At 66.4% G+C, this 12990-nt stretch carries 14 protein-coding genes and 1 tRNA gene; 9 read left to right on the forward strand and 6 right to left on the reverse strand.

From position 1 onward, the window contains the following. Positions 1 to 11: 11 nt before the first annotated feature. The 5 genes from PFX90_RS15310 (at position 12) to PFX90_RS15330 (ending at position 3660) form a co-directional block, all read left to right on the forward strand. On the forward strand, positions 12 to 974 hold the full coding sequence (locus tag PFX90_RS15310) for a cation diffusion facilitator family transporter (protein ID WP_285713482.1): 963 nt from the start codon (positions 12 to 14) through the stop codon (positions 972 to 974). After that, positions 974 to 1561 carry a sigma-70 family RNA polymerase sigma factor gene (locus tag PFX90_RS15315; protein ID WP_285713484.1) on the forward strand — a complete coding sequence of 196 codons (588 nt, stop codon included), beginning with the start codon at positions 974 to 976 and terminating at the stop codon, positions 1559 to 1561. The genes PFX90_RS15310 and PFX90_RS15315 overlap by 1 nt, the downstream gene beginning before the upstream one ends. Beyond that, positions 1558 to 2337: an anti-sigma factor gene (locus tag PFX90_RS15320; protein ID WP_285713485.1), complete on the forward strand. Its 780-nt coding sequence runs from the start codon at positions 1558 to 1560 to the stop codon at positions 2335 to 2337. Before PFX90_RS15315 ends, PFX90_RS15320 begins: the two co-directional genes overlap by 4 nt. 132 nt (positions 2338 to 2469) lie before the next feature. Continuing rightward, on the forward strand, positions 2470 to 3027 hold the full coding sequence (locus PFX90_RS15325; RefSeq protein ID WP_285713486.1) for a fasciclin domain-containing protein: 558 nt from the start codon (positions 2470 to 2472) through the stop codon (positions 3025 to 3027). Between the two features lie 228 nt (positions 3028 to 3255). Continuing rightward, the gene (locus PFX90_RS15330; protein WP_285713488.1) at positions 3256 to 3660 is read left to right on the forward strand and encodes an endonuclease domain-containing protein; all 405 of its coding nucleotides are present in this window, start codon (positions 3256 to 3258) and stop codon (positions 3658 to 3660) included. Positions 3661 to 3739: 79 nt separating this feature from the next. Here the strand turns inward: PFX90_RS15330 and clpX are convergent, their stop codons facing one another. Both clpX and clpP read right to left on the reverse strand, forming a co-directional pair. After that, positions 3740 to 5008 (reverse strand): ATP-dependent Clp protease ATP-binding subunit ClpX, encoded by a 1269-nt coding sequence (clpX, locus tag PFX90_RS15335; protein WP_285713489.1) that lies wholly within the window; start codon positions 5006 to 5008, stop codon positions 3740 to 3742. A gap of 197 nt (positions 5009 to 5205) precedes the next feature. Continuing rightward, positions 5206 to 5910 (reverse strand): ATP-dependent Clp endopeptidase proteolytic subunit ClpP, encoded by a 705-nt coding sequence (gene clpP, locus PFX90_RS15340; protein WP_285713491.1) that lies wholly within the window; start codon positions 5908 to 5910, stop codon positions 5206 to 5208. A gap of 149 nt (positions 5911 to 6059) precedes the next feature. Here clpP and PFX90_RS15345 point away from each other — a divergent pair, with 149 nt between their 5' ends. Further along, positions 6060 to 7565: an amidase gene (locus tag PFX90_RS15345; protein WP_285713493.1), complete on the forward strand. Its 1506-nt coding sequence runs from the start codon at positions 6060 to 6062 to the stop codon at positions 7563 to 7565. 245 nt (positions 7566 to 7810) lie between these two features. Here the strand turns inward: PFX90_RS15345 and tig are convergent, their stop codons facing one another. Then, positions 7811 to 9412 (reverse strand): trigger factor, encoded by a 1602-nt coding sequence (tig, locus tag PFX90_RS15350; protein ID WP_285713494.1) that lies wholly within the window; start codon positions 9410 to 9412, stop codon positions 7811 to 7813. Positions 9413 to 9474: 62 nt separating this feature from the next. Beyond that, a tRNA-Leu gene (locus tag PFX90_RS15355) sits at positions 9475 to 9559 on the reverse strand. A 131-nt stretch (positions 9560 to 9690) separates the two neighbouring features. Between PFX90_RS15355 and PFX90_RS15360 the strand changes: the two genes are divergently transcribed. From PFX90_RS15360 to PFX90_RS15370, 3 genes are read left to right on the forward strand one after another with little or no spacing between them, the layout of a single operon-like run. After that, the gene (locus PFX90_RS15360) at positions 9691 to 10011 is read left to right on the forward strand and encodes a DUF3297 family protein (RefSeq protein ID WP_285713495.1); all 321 of its coding nucleotides are present in this window, start codon (positions 9691 to 9693) and stop codon (positions 10009 to 10011) included. 51 nt (positions 10012 to 10062) lie between these two features. Continuing rightward, positions 10063 to 11475, forward strand: a complete 1413-nt coding sequence (gene der, locus PFX90_RS15365; protein WP_285713496.1) for a ribosome biogenesis GTPase Der — start codon at positions 10063 to 10065, stop codon at positions 11473 to 11475. A 3-nt stretch (positions 11476 to 11478) separates the two neighbouring features. After that, a complete protein-coding gene (locus tag PFX90_RS15370) occupies positions 11479 to 11970 on the forward strand; it encodes a DUF2721 domain-containing protein (protein WP_336426499.1) in 492 nt (163 codons plus the stop codon). Between the two features lie 67 nt (positions 11971 to 12037). On the opposite strand, the gene bfr is transcribed toward PFX90_RS15370, so the two are convergent. Continuing rightward, positions 12038 to 12520, reverse strand: coding sequence for a bacterioferritin (gene bfr, locus PFX90_RS15375; RefSeq protein WP_285713497.1), 483 nt, complete (start codon positions 12518 to 12520; stop codon positions 12038 to 12040). A gap of 139 nt (positions 12521 to 12659) precedes the next feature. Then, positions 12660 to 12860: a (2Fe-2S)-binding protein gene (locus PFX90_RS15380; RefSeq protein ID WP_285713499.1), complete on the reverse strand. Its 201-nt coding sequence runs from the start codon at positions 12858 to 12860 to the stop codon at positions 12660 to 12662. Between the last annotated feature and the right edge of the window lie 130 nt (positions 12861 to 12990).

A 12990-nucleotide genomic window follows, 5' to 3' on the forward strand; every position in this document is an offset into this window, starting at 1 on the left:
AGCGCCTGACGATGGCCCACGCGCACGCCCATAACCACCACGATCACGGCCATGGACACCACGGGCATGGCCACGGGCACGGGCATGGTGGCCACTCTCATGCGCCCGCGGATTTCGGCCGCGCCTTCCTGATCGGCATCATCCTCAACACCGGCTTCGTCCTGCTCGAGGCGGCTGCCGGGCTGATCTACGGTTCGATGGCGCTGATCGCGGACGCAGGCCACAACCTGTCCGACGTGCTGGCGCTGGCGCTCGCGTGGATCGCCAGCATCGCCGCAAAGCAGCCCGCATCGGGGCGCTTCACCTACGGCTACAAGTCCTCGACCATCCTCGCCGCGCTCGCCAATGCGCTGCTGCTGGCGGTGGCGATCGGGGCGATTTTGTTCGAGACGCTGCACCGGATGGCGAACCCCGCTGAGCCGCAGGGCCTCGCCATGGCGGCGGTGGCAGGGGTCGGCATCGCGATCAACGGCTTCACCGCGTGGCTGTTCATGAAGGGCCAGGGCGATCTCAACATCCGCGGCGCCTATCTCCACATGGCCGCCGATGCGCTGGTGTCGCTGGGCGTAGTGGTGGCGGGGCTCGCGATCGTCTTCACCGGCTGGGCGTGGGTCGATCCGGCGGTGAGCCTCGTGATTCTCGCCGTGATCGCATGGGGCACCTGGGGCCTCGCGCGCGATTCCGTCGCGATGGGCCTGCTCGCCGCGCCTGCGGGAATCGAGCTTGGCGCGGTCAGGCAGCACCTCGCCGGGTTCGAGGGCGTCACCGCGGTCCACGATCTCCATGTCTGGCCGATGTCGACCACCGAGGTCGCGCTGACCGCGCATCTCGTCATGCCCGCCCGCCCCGCCTCCGACAGCTTCCTGCGCGAGGTCGCCGCGAGCCTTGAAGAGCGCTTCGGCGTCCACCACGCGACGCTCCAGATCGAGACCGGCGAGGACCCCTGCGCCCACCCCTGCGGAGCCGATTGCTGATGGCCGCGCGCCCCCGCCCCTCCTCCGACGAAGCGCGCGAGGCGCTGCGCGACGCGATGGCGCGGCTGGCGGCGGGCGATCAGGCGGCGCTCGAGGAAATCTATCGTGCCACCCGGGTGAAGCTCTTCGGCATCTGCCTGCGTATCTTGGGGGATCGAAAGGAAGCCGAGGACGCCTTGCAGGACGTCTATGTCAATCTCTGGCAGCGGGCCGACCGCTATGACCCGACCCGCGCGAGCCCAATCGCGTGGCTGGCGGCGTTCGCGCGCAACCGCGCGATCGACCGGCTGCGGACGGGCAAGGTGCGCGGCGGGGCGGTGCCGGTCGAGGAAGCCGCGCCGCTGCCCGACGAGAGCCCGCTGGCCGACATGCTGCTGGTCGATGCCGAGCAGACCGCGCAGATCCACAAGTGCCTCGGCGCTCTCGATGCCCGCACGCAGGGCCATATCCGCGCCGCCTTTTTCGAGGGCTACACCTATGCGCAGCTCGCCGAAGCCGCCGACGTTCCCTTGGGCACGATGAAGAGCTGGATCCGCCGCGGCCTCCAGCGCCTGCGCGCCTGTCTCGAAGCGAGCGAGGCGGCATGAGCGCTCCCGAAGATACCGGGCCTGACGTGACCCGCGACGATCCGATGATCGCCGCCGAGTGGGCCTTGGGCCTGCTCGAGGGCGAGGAACTGCTCGCCGCGCGCGGCAAGTATGCGACCGATCCGGCCTTCGCCTGGCGCAAGGAATGGTGGGACGACTGGTTCGCGCCGCTCTCCGACGCGATCCCCGGCGCCGAACCGGGCGATCACGTGTGGGACGGCATCGCCGCGCGCGTTTCCGCCGCGCAAGCGGTTGCAGGCACCCCGGCGGGCGAGCCTGTGGCAGGTTCGAATGTCGTGGCGCTCGAGGCCCGTGTGCGGCTGTGGCAGCGGGTGGCGGGGCTCTCGTCCATCGCCGCCGCGGCGCTGCTCGCTTGGGTCGCACTCACCCCTTCGCAAAGCCCCGTCGCGCCCCAGCCCGCACAGATCGCCGCCGTCGCGCCAATGGTGGCGACCGTGCCCATCGGCGAGACCGGCCTCCGGCTCGATGTCACCTACATCCCCGAAAGCGAGCGGATGGTGGTGGCAGCCATCGGGCTCACCCCCGACGGTGTCCACGACCACGAGCTGTGGCTCGTGCCCGCCGACGGCACCCCGCTACAATCGCTGGGCGTGGTAAAGCCGGGCGAAGTGCGCTCGATGACCCTCCCCGCCGCGGCGGTCGCCAAGCTCGGAGACGGGGCGAGCCTCGTCCTCACCCGCGAGCCGATCGGCGGCAAGCCCAAGGGCAAGGATGCAGGCCCGGTGGTCGCCAAGGGCGCCTTCAGCCGCGTCTGAATGCGCGCCCTTGCAGGCCCGTTTTACTGCTACTGAATTTTATTTGCATCCGCTCGCCCAAGGATTCCGTAACGTCTATTGCAAGCGGGAGGGGCTTGCACTCGTGACGTAAACCCCAACGGAGATCCCCCTATGACCCCCAAGACCACTCTTGCGGCGCTGACCGCGGCTGCCCTCGCTGCGACCACCGGCCTCGCCGCCCTCCCCGCCGCCGCGCACCAGCACAAGGCCGAGGCCGCTGCTGCGCCCAACATCGTCCAGGTCGCGATGAGCACCGGCGTCCATAACACCCTCGTCGCCGCCGTGAAGGCCGCCGGCCTCGTCGACACGCTCTCGGGCCCCGGCCCCTTCACCGTCTTCGCCCCGACCGACACCGCCTTCGCGAAGCTCCCCGACGGCACCGTCGCCAACCTCGTGAAGCCCGCCAACAAGGGCGCGCTGACCGAGATCCTCACCTATCACGCGGTCGCCGGCAAGGTGACGAGCCGCGACCTCGTCGCGCTGATCAAGCAGGGCCACGGCGAGGCGGTGATCGAAACCCTCGCGGGCGGCGAGCTGACCGCGCGCCTCTCGGGCGACAAGATCATCATCACCGACGAAAAGGGCCGCGCCACCGCCGTGACGCAGGCCGACGTCGTGACCTCGAACGGTGTGGTCCACGTGACCGACGGGGTTTTCCTGCCCGCCTAAGCCTTCCCCGGCTGGCGCTACCCCCCACTTCCCCCATCCCCCCAAGGGGGGCAGCGCTTCTCCCGACCCCGTCCGGCCTTCCTCTTGGGCCGGGCGGGGTTTTGGTTTGGGGTTGTGAAAGCTACCCCTCCGTCACCGCTTCGCGGTGCCACCTCCCCATTCCGTTGGAACGGGGAGGGACTTTTCGGTTGATCCGCAGAATGTTAAGTCCCTCCCCGTCCTGAAAGGATGGGGAGGTGGCAGCCCGCAGGGCTGACGGAGGGGTCATTGCGCAAAAGCGACCACAATTACCCTCTCGCCCGAGCCCAGCGCAAAACGCCATCGCTCCCCGAAGGCCTCCTGTGGCGAGAACTCCGCGCCAAGGCGGGCGGCACCAAATTCCGCCGCCAACATCCCGTCGGGAGATATGTGCTCGATTTTTACTGCGCGGCGGCCAAGTGCGGGTTCGAGATCGATGGCGTCGCGCATGACATGGGCACAAGGCCTGAGCGCGACGAAGCGAGGGATGCATGGTTGGGCGGGCAGGGCATTCGGGTGGTCCGCATCCCCGCGCGCGAGGTTTTGGCCGATCCGACGGGCGTTGCCGAAGCCGTGGTACGAATGTGCCGGGGGATTATCGACGGAGAGGTCTGAGAGAACGCAGAACCCCTCCGTCAGCCCTGCGGGCTGCCACCTCCCCATTGCTGCGCAACGGGGAGGGACTCAAGGGCGACTACGCCGCCTCTTCCTTCTTCGCCGCCTCGCCGCCGTGAACGCGGATCGGGTCCTTCTTGCCCGCGACCACATCGGCGTCGAGCACGATTTCGGTCACGCCTTCCATGTCAGGCAGATCGAACATCGTATCGAGCAGCAGGCCTTCGACGATCGAGCGCAGGCCGCGCGCGCCGGTCTTGCGCTTGATCGCGCGCTCGGCGATCGCCTGAAGGGCGTCGTCGGTGAAGGTCAGTTCGACATCCTCGAGCTCGAACAGCTTCTTGTACTGCTTGACCAGCGCGTTCTTGGGCTCCTGCAGGATGGTCACCAGCGCGGGCACGTCGAGATCGTGCAGCGTGGCGATCACCGGCAGACGGCCGACGAATTCGGGGATCAGGCCGAACTTGAGGAGATCCTCGGGCTCGGACTTTTCCAGCAGCTCGCCCACGCGGCGCTTGTCGGGATCGGCGACATGCGCGCCGAAGCCGATCGAGCGCTTCTGCAGGCGGTCGGCGATGATCTTGTCGAGCCCCGCAAAAGCACCCCCGCAGATGAACAGGATGTTGGTCGTGTCAACCTGCAGGAATTCCTGCTGCGGATGCTTGCGCCCGCCCTGCGGCGGAACGCTCGCGGTGGTGCCTTCCATCAGCTTCAGGAGCGCCTGCTGCACGCCCTCACCCGAAACGTCACGGGTGATCGAGGGGTTTTCGGCCTTGCGGGTGATCTTGTCGATCTCGTCGATATAGACGATCCCGTGCTGGGCCTTCTCGACATTGTAGTCGGAGGCCTGGAGCAGCTTGAGGATGATGTTCTCGACATCCTCACCCACATAGCCCGCTTCGGTCAGCGTGGTCGCGTCGGCCATGGTGAAGGGCACGTCGAAGGTGCGTGCCAGCGTCTGGGCGAGCAGGGTCTTGCCCGAGCCGGTGGGGCCGACCAGCAGGATGTTCGACTTCGCCAGCTCGACATCGCCCGCCTTGCCCGAGTGCTTCAACCGCTTGTAGTGGTTGTGCACCGCGACCGAGAGCACGCGCTTCGCCCGGTCCTGACCGATCACGTAATCGTTCAGGGTGGTGAAGATGTCCATCGGCGTGGGGATCTCGCCGTCCTTCTTGCCGGCGATCCCTGCCTTGGTTTCCTCGCGGATGATGTCGTTGCACAGCTCGACGCATTCATCGCAGATGAACACGGTGGGGCCGGCGATGAGCTTGCGCACCTCGTGCTGCGACTTCCCGCAGAAGCTGCAGTAGAGGGTGCTCTTGCTGTCGGATCCGCTCAATTTGGTCATTCCTGTGTCCTCGAATCCGCGTAAGGCCGTGCCGGAACACCCCGGGCGGATTCGTCAAGTGTATCGCGTGGCACCCATGAATCAACACATGGTGCGCGATTTCGTGGTGTTACCATAAAGCCTGCCCTCGCCCGGGCGCGGAAAAAGCACGCTTTGCGCGGCCCTGTCCCGTGCGGGGGCAGATCGGGGCGGAGGCCTTATTCAGGCGCGCCGCCCGAACCGTCCTCGGCGCCGGTTTCCTCGCTGTCGGGCCGGGTCTCGAACACCTTGTCAACGAGACCGAAGGCGCGCGCTTCCTCGGCTTCGAGGAAGGTGTCGCGGTCCATCGCCTTTTCGATTTCCTCGAGGCTGCGGCCAGTGAACTTGACGTAGAGGTCGTTCATGCGGCTGCGGATGCGCAGGATCTCACGCGCCTGGATCTCGATGTCCGACGCCATCCCGCGCGCCCCGCCCGAGGGCTGGTGGATCATGATGCGGGCATTGGGGAGCGCAATGCGCATGCCGGGCTCGCCCGCGGCGAGCAGGAAGCTACCCATCGAGGCGGCCTGCCCGATGCACACGGTCGACACGCGCGGCTTGATGTACTGCATGGTGTCGAAGATCGCGAGACCCGCGGTCACCACGCCGCCGGGCGAGTTGATGTACATGCTGATCGGCTTCGACGGATTCTCGCTCTCGAGGAACAGCAGCTGGGCGACGATCAGCGAGGCCATGCCGTCTTCCACCTGGCCGGTGACGAAGACGATGCGTTCGCGCAGCAGGCGGCTGAAGATGTCGAAGCTGCGCTCGCCCCGGCTGGTCTGCTCGACCACCACGGGCACCAGTGCGCCGGTCAGGGGATCGCGGGTGAATTGCCCCTGCGTGCCGTAGGTTTCGCCTGCGTTGCCGAACAGATCGATCATGTGGTGCCTTTGCCCTTGCTTGTTCTGAATTGGCTATGTCGGAGTGTCAGGGGCAATTTCAAGGGCGTTTACCTTGTTCATGTGAATTGCACCGCGCGAGGGGGCGTTTTACCCCTTGAGCCTTGGCCGCAGCGTGGCACACCATTCGCATGACCACCTATCGTCTCGCCCGTCCGGCCCTCGCCCTGCTGCTCGCCACCACTGCCCTGCCCGCGCTGGCGCAGGAGGCCGTGCCCGATGCCGCCGCCGCCGCCGAAGCGCAGATCGAGCGCATCCGCACGCTCGACGATGCCGGGCCGAAGCTGAATGCCGTGATCGTCTACGAGCCCGAGGCGGCGAATTACGCCAACGAGGCGGAAGAGGCCGGAACGCGGCTCGCCGGGCGCACCGTGCTGGTGAAGGACAATGTCGAGACGTCCGAGTGGCCCACCACCGCCGGCAGCCTTGCCCTTGCGGACAACGCCACGGGCCGCGACGCGCCGATGATCGCGCTGCTGCGGCGGAGCGGCGGGGTGGTGCTGGGCAAGACCAACCTCAGCGAGTGGGCCAACATCCGCTCGAACAATTCGACCAGCGGGTGGAGCGGCGTCGGCGGGCTGACGAAGAACCCCTATGCCACCGACCGCAATTCCTGCGGCTCGTCGAGCGGGAGCGGCGCTGCGATTGCGGCGGGGTTCGCCTGGGGCGCGATCGGGACGGAGACCAACGGATCGATCACCTGCCCGGCGTCCATAAATGGTCTGGTGGGATTCAAGCCGTCGGTCGGGATCGTCAGCCGCACCCATGTGGTGCCGATCTCCTCGACGCAGGACACCGCCGGGCCAATGACCCGGACGGTCTATGACGCCGCCCTGCTGCTCACCGCCATCGCCGGGCCGGATCAGGCCGACCCGGTGACGCTGGAGGCGAAGCGCGTCGCTGACTACACTGCCGGCCTCAACACCGCCTCACTGCAAGGCGTGCGCATCGGCGTGCTGCGCGGCGCGGTGGGCGATCGGCCCGACGTGAAGGCGCTGTTCGAAACCGCGCTCGCCGACTTGCAGCGCGCCGGCGCGGAGCTGGTCGATGTCGAATACGAGGCTCCGGGCGAATTGTGGGAGGCCTCGCTCCCGGTGCTCTTGTTCGAGCTCAGGGTCGAGATGGACAAGTATCTTGCGGGCCGCCCCGGCACCGGCGGCCCGAGGAGCCTTGCCGAGGTCGTGGCCTTCAACACCGCCAACGCCGACAAGGAGATGCGCTGGTTCAACCAGGACCTGTTCGAGCAGGCGCTCACCACCACGGACGCGGAGGCCTACGCGAAGAACCTCGCCACCCTCAGGCGCCTGACGCGGGCCGAGGGTATCGACAAGCTGCTCAGCCAGCACAAGGTCACCTTCCTCGTCGCACCCACCGAAGGCCCAGCGTGGACCACCGACCTCGTCAACGGCGACCATTTCTCCGGCGGCATCGGCGCGGGCTATCTCGCAGCGATCGCGGGCTATCCGCATATCACCGTGCCGATGGGCGGGGTCGAGGGGCTCCCCATCGGCCTCAGCATCATGGGCGGCCAGTGGCAGGACCACGCGGTGCTTAAGGCGGGCGCGGTTTTCGAGAGGGCGCGGACGGCCAAGCTGCCGGTGCCGACCTTCGCGCCGTGGAAACCGGCGGGGGAGTGAGCGAGACGGCGAGCGCTCTTCTCCCCCTCCCCTCGGGGAGGGGGTTGGGGGGTGGGGGCTCCACGCCAGCGGCCACGCAGCGAGGCCTGCGGCCTCGCCCCACCCCTGACCCCTCCCGGAAAGGAGGGGCGTTCGCGAGCCACACGCCGTGCGCTTCTTGAAACGAAAGACCCCCAGCCGTTGCAGCGGCCGGGGGTCGGTCAACAGGTCGAGCCTGTCACTGGTTTTGTGATCTGGCCGGAGCCCTACTTCTTGGCAGCCGCCTTCTTGGCCGGGGCCTTCTTGGCAGCGGGCTTCTCTTCAGCCGCAGCCGCTTCGGCCTTCTTCGCCGGAGCCTTCTTGGCGGGCTTGGCGTCAGCTTCCTCGGCGGGAGCTTCGGCCTTCTTCTTCGGGGCGGCCTTCTTGGCGGGCTTTTCTTCCGCGGCAGCCGGGGCTTCCTCGGCAGCAGCTTCGGCCTTCTTGGCCGGAGCCTTCTTCTTCGCCGGGGCCTTCTTCAGCGCCGGAGCGGCTTCCGCGCCCTCTTCGGCCTCGATCGCGGCCTGGAGCTCTTCCACGGTCACTTCACGCTCGGTGACTTCGGCCTTGTCGAACAGGAAGTCGACGACCTTGTCCTCATAGAGCGGCGCGCGCAGCTGGGCGGCGGCCATCGGCTCGGACTGGATGTACTGCACGAAGCGCTCGCGGTCCTCGGCGCGGTACTGCATCGCGGCCTGCTGGATCAGCATGCCCATTTCCTGTTGCGTCACTTCCACGCCGTTGGCCTGGCCGATTTCCGAAAGCAGCAGGCCCAGACGCACGCGGCGTTCGGCGATCGCGCGGTATTCGTCCTTCTCGTCCTCGATCTGCTTGAGCGCTTCGGCGGGGTTCTCGTCGCGCGCGGCTTCCTGCTGGAGCTGGGCCCAGATCTGCTGGAATTCGGCTTCGACCATGGTGCCGGGCACTTCGAAGCTGTGGCCCGCGGCCAGCTGATCGAGCAGCGCGCGCTTCATCTGGGTGCGGGTGAGGCCGGCGGTCTGCTGCTCGAGCTGCGCCTTCATGATCTCGCGCAGCTTCTCGAGGCTGTCGAGCCCGAGGCTCTTGGCGAAATCCTCGTCGAGCGTGGTCTCGGTCTCGACCTTCACCGCCTTCACGGTGATGTCGAAGGTCGCTTCCTTGCCCGCGAGGTGCTCGGCCTGATATTCGGCCGGGAAGGTAACGGTGATGGTCTTTTCCTGGCCCGTCTTCACGCCGACCAACTGGTCTTCGAAGCCGGGAATGAAGGTGTTCGAGCCGATCACCAGCGCGGCGTCTTCGGCCTTGCCGCCATCGAACTCGACGCCATCGAGCTTGCCGACGAAGTCGATGATGAGCTGGTCGCCCTCGGCCGCCTTCCTGGTCTTGGGCGCGTCCTTGTAGGACTTGTTCTGCGAGGCGATGTTGCCCAGCGCCTCGTCGATCTGCGCGTCCGTCACCGGCACGACCAGCTTTTCGAGCTTGAGGCCGTCGATGCTCGGCGCCTCGATCGCGGGCAGGACTTCGAGCGCGACGGTGATCGCGGCGTCCTTGCCTTCTTCATAGTCCTCGTTGAGGCCGATTTCGGGCTGCATCGCCGGGCGCAGCGCCTCGTTGCGGATCAGCGTGTCGACCGATTCGCGGATCGTGTCGTTCACCACCTGGCCGTGCAGCGCCTCGCCGTGCATTTTCTTGACGAGATTGGCGGGCACCTTGCCCGGACGGAAGCCGGGCATGCGCACCTGCGGCGCGACCTTCTTGATCTCGGCATCGATCTTGGCAGCGATCTCGCCCGCCGTGATGGTGATCAGATAGGCGCGCTTGAGGCCTTCGTTGACGGTCTGCTGGGTCTGCATGGGAACTGGTCTGATGCCTTCTAAGCTAGAATTCCGTGGATCGGGCCATCGGGAGGGCGAACTGGTGCGGGCGAAGGGACTCGAACCCCCACATCTTGCGATGCCAGAACCTAAATCTGGTGCGTCTACCAATTTCGCCACGCCCGCATGCCCGAACGAAGCCGCGCGGGAAGCATGGCCCCCCGCGCGTATCAGCCGCCGCCCTTATCCCCCTTGGCCCGAAAGGGCAAGCGCAACACGCTTGATGCTGTCGCAAACCCCCGATAAGGGCGCGCACCATGACCGAAGAAACCCCCGAAACCGCTCCCGTCAGCTCCGGCGCCCCCAATAACGGGGACGTGCCGCCCGATCACCTGTCGGTCAATCCGCGCAGCCCCTTCTTCGATGCCGAGAAGCTCCAGCGCGGGGTCGGCATCCGTTTCAAGGACCGGGTACGGACGGATATCGAGGAATATTCGATCTCCGAAGGCTGGGTGCGGGTGCAGGCGGGCAAGGCGGTGGACCGCAAGGGCCAGCCGCTGACGATCAAGCTGACCGGCCCGGTCGAGGCGTGGTACGAGGACCTCGGCGAGAACCCGCCGGTGGCCAAAAAGGGCTGAGGCGCCTCATAACTTGCCAAAAGGGCCGTTTGCGCCCACTTGGCGCGGGTTATGTCCCTCCCCAAGAAGCCTGAAGTCGTCATCATCGGCCGTCCCAATGTCGGCAAGTCCACGCTGTTCAACCGGCTGGTGGGCAAGAAACTCGCCCTCGTCGACGATCAGCCCGGCGTGACGCGCGACCGCCGGATGGGCGATGCGGTGATTGCGGGGCTGCACTTCACCATCGTCGATACCGCCGGGTGGGAGGACGAGGACGAGCTCTCGCTCCCCGGCCGGATGCGCAAGCAGACCGAGGCCTCGCTGGCCGGCGCCGACGCGGCGCTGTTCGTGGTCGATGCGCGCGCGGGGCTCACCCCATTAGACGAGGAAATCGCCCGCTACCTGCGCGAGCAGGAAGTCCCCGTGGTGGTGGTCGCCAACAAGGCCGAGGGCAACGCGGCCGAAGCGGGCATCATGGAAGCCTATGCGCTGGGCCTCGGCGAACCGCTGGGCGTCTCGGCTGAACATGGCGAGGGCGTGGCCGACCTCTTCGGCGGGCTGTGGCCGATCATCGGTGCCAAGGCCGAGGAATGGGAAGAGGCCAATGACGCGGAACGCGCGGCCTTGCGCGAAATGGACGAGGATGAGCGCCCCTCCGGCCCGCTGAAGCTCGCCATCGTCGGGCGGCCCAATGCGGGCAAGTCCACGCTGATCAACCGCCTGCTCGGCGAAGACCGCCTGTTGACCGGCCCCGAGGCCGGGATCACTCGCGATTCGATCGCGATCGACTGGAACTGGACCGATCCCAAGACCGGCGAGACCCGCGAGATCCGCCTGATCGACACCGCGGGGATGCGCAAGAAGAAGAACGTTACCGAGAAGCTGGAGAAGCTCTCCGTGGCCGATGCGCGCCGGGCGGTGGATTTTGCCGAAGTGGTGGTGCTGCTGCTCGACGCGACGCAGGGCCTCGAACATCAGGATCTGAAGATCGCCAGCCTCGTCCTCGAGGAAGGCCGCGCGCTGATGATCGCGATCAACAAGTGGGATGTGGCCGAAGACGCGAGCAAGCTGTTCAACGGCATCCGCGCGGCGCTCGACGATGGCCTTGCGCAGGTGCGCGGGCTGCCGCTGTTCGCAGTCTCCGCCAAGACCGGCAAGGGCCTCGACCAGATGCTCGCCGGGGCGTTCGAAATCCGCGAGGCGTGGTCGAAGCGGGTCAGCACCTCGGCATTGAACCGCTGGTTCGACGATGCGATGGAGGCCAACCCGCCCCCGGCGCCGGGCGGCAAGCGGATCAAGCTCAGGTACATCACCCAGGCCGGCACCCGCCCGCCGCGCTTCGTGATCTTCGGCACGCGGCTCGACCTGCTCCCCAAGAGCTACGAGCGCTACCTCGTCAACGGCATCCGCGCCAAACTCGGCTTCGACGCCGTGCCGGTGCGCGTGACGCTGAAGGCCAACAAGAACCCCTACGCCAAGGAGTAAGCGGTGACGCTGCTCGACACCCTCGCCAACGCGGCGGCCCACACGCCCTTCGCGCTCGAGATCATCGAACGCACCGCCTCCACCCCGCGCGTGCAGCAAGTGGTGCAATTGAGCCTTGCCCCGGCGTTCCTGCTGTCGGGGATCGGGGCGGTGATGAATGTCATCATGAGCCGCATGATCTGGATCTCGCAGCGGATCGAGAACATCGAGGAAAAGATGGACAACCAGCGCACCGCCAAGCAGGCGCGCGAGCTCGGCTGGCTGATGCGGCGCAGAAAGCTGATGCAGGGCGCGATCATGTTCTCGACCGCGGCGGCAGTGATGATCAGCGCGGTGATCATGCTGCTGTTCGTCTCGGCCTATATCCTCGCCCAGATCGGCACGCTGATCGCCGCGATGTGGGTGCTGACGATGCTGCTGCTGGTGACCGGCCTCGGGTTCTTCCTGTTCGAGACCCGGCTCGCGGCAATCGGGGCGACTTCGCCCAAGGATTAGATGCAAAAAAGGGGGCAGAGCCGCATCCGGCCCTGCCCCCTTTTTGTGCAGCCCTTGCGGGCCGCCCTTAGCTCTCGCCCGCGGCCTGGCTCTGGAGCTGGCAGTAATTGTGCAGCCCCATCCGCTCGATCAGCTCGAACTGGGTTTCGAGGAAGTCGACATGCTCCTCCTCGTTCTTGAGGATATAGGCGAAGAGGTCGCGGCTGACATAGTCGCGCACGCTTTCGCAATGCTCGATCGCGTCGCGCAGCAGGGGAATCGCCTCGTGCTCGAGCGCGAGGTCGGCCTTGAGCACTTCCTCGACATTCTCGCCGACCTTCAGTTTGTGGATTGCCTGGAAATTGGGCAGCGCCTCGAGGAACAGGATGCGCTCGGCCAGCTTGTCGGCGTGCTCCATCTCCTCGATACTCTCGTGCCGCTCATAGGCGGCGAGCTTCTTCAGGCCCCAGTTGTCGAGCACGCGGTAGTGCAGCCAGTACTGGTTGATCGCGGTCAGCTCGTTGGTGAGCGCCTGGTTGAGATAGTCGATGACCTTCTGGTCGCCCTTCATGGCAGATGTCCCTTGAGAATTGTCAAAGCCGGGTTGCGGCATCTGCGTCACTGTAGACGCTGCCGGGGCCTGTCCGCAAGGGGGCGGGTTTCAAAATTCGTTATGAATCAGCGTCTTGCGAGGCTTTCGCAATCGCGGGTCAGGCTGCCTCTACTGCGAGGAAATCGCACTTTGCCGCAGCGCGCTCGGCGTCGATGATTTCCTGCGCCTCTTCAAGGCACTGGCCGCAATTGGGACGCTTGCCGAGGCAGGCATAGCTCGCTTCGGCATCGCCGTCGCAGGCGAGCGCGGCTTTGCGCAAATCATTCTCACGGATGGCATTGCAGATGCAGATGTACATGAGCGTGCGAATCTTTCCTGCGAAGCGTTTGCAGAAGGCAATGTATGCGAATTATTCTTAATAACAAGGGGGATTTGCCCCTATCGCGGGCAGCCTGCCTCGTTCTAGAACAGGCGCGTGAATCGGGGGC

The organism is Erythrobacter oryzae (genome assembly GCF_030271515.1).
Taxonomy (GTDB): Bacteria; Pseudomonadota; Alphaproteobacteria; order Sphingomonadales; family Sphingomonadaceae; genus Erythrobacter; species Erythrobacter oryzae.

What these genes read in the sequence shown, in the direction of transcription:
- PFX90_RS15320 (WP_285713485.1), top strand. Translation starts at nt 1,558, where the DNA reads ATGAGCGCTCCCGAAGATACCGGGCCTGACGTGACCCGCGACGATCCG.
- PFX90_RS15360 (WP_285713495.1), top strand. Translation starts at nt 9,691, where the DNA reads ATGACCGAAGAAACCCCCGAAACCGCTCCCGTCAGCTCCGGCGCCCCC.
- PFX90_RS15330 (WP_285713488.1), top strand. Translation starts at nt 3,256, where the DNA reads ATGGGGAGGTGGCAGCCCGCAGGGCTGACGGAGGGGTCATTGCGCAAA.
- PFX90_RS15325 (WP_285713486.1), top strand. Translation starts at nt 2,470, where the DNA reads ATGACCCCCAAGACCACTCTTGCGGCGCTGACCGCGGCTGCCCTCGCT.
- clpX (WP_285713489.1), bottom strand. Translation starts at nt 5,008, where the DNA reads ATGACCAAATTGAGCGGATCCGACAGCAAGAGCACCCTCTACTGCAGC.
- bfr (WP_285713497.1), bottom strand. Translation starts at nt 12,520, where the DNA reads ATGAAGGGCGACCAGAAGGTCATCGACTATCTCAACCAGGCGCTCACC.
- PFX90_RS15315 (WP_285713484.1), top strand. Translation starts at nt 974, where the DNA reads ATGGCCGCGCGCCCCCGCCCCTCCTCCGACGAAGCGCGCGAGGCGCTG.
- der (WP_285713496.1), top strand. Translation starts at nt 10,063, where the DNA reads ATGTCCCTCCCCAAGAAGCCTGAAGTCGTCATCATCGGCCGTCCCAAT.
- PFX90_RS15380 (WP_285713499.1), bottom strand. Translation starts at nt 12,860, where the DNA reads ATGTACATCTGCATCTGCAATGCCATCCGTGAGAATGATTTGCGCAAA.
- PFX90_RS15345 (WP_285713493.1), top strand. Translation starts at nt 6,060, where the DNA reads ATGACCACCTATCGTCTCGCCCGTCCGGCCCTCGCCCTGCTGCTCGCC.
- PFX90_RS15310 (WP_285713482.1), top strand. Translation starts at nt 12, where the DNA reads ATGGCCCACGCGCACGCCCATAACCACCACGATCACGGCCATGGACAC.
- clpP (WP_285713491.1), bottom strand. Translation starts at nt 5,910, where the DNA reads ATGATCGATCTGTTCGGCAACGCAGGCGAAACCTACGGCACGCAGGGG.
- tig (WP_285713494.1), bottom strand. Translation starts at nt 9,412, where the DNA reads ATGCAGACCCAGCAGACCGTCAACGAAGGCCTCAAGCGCGCCTATCTG.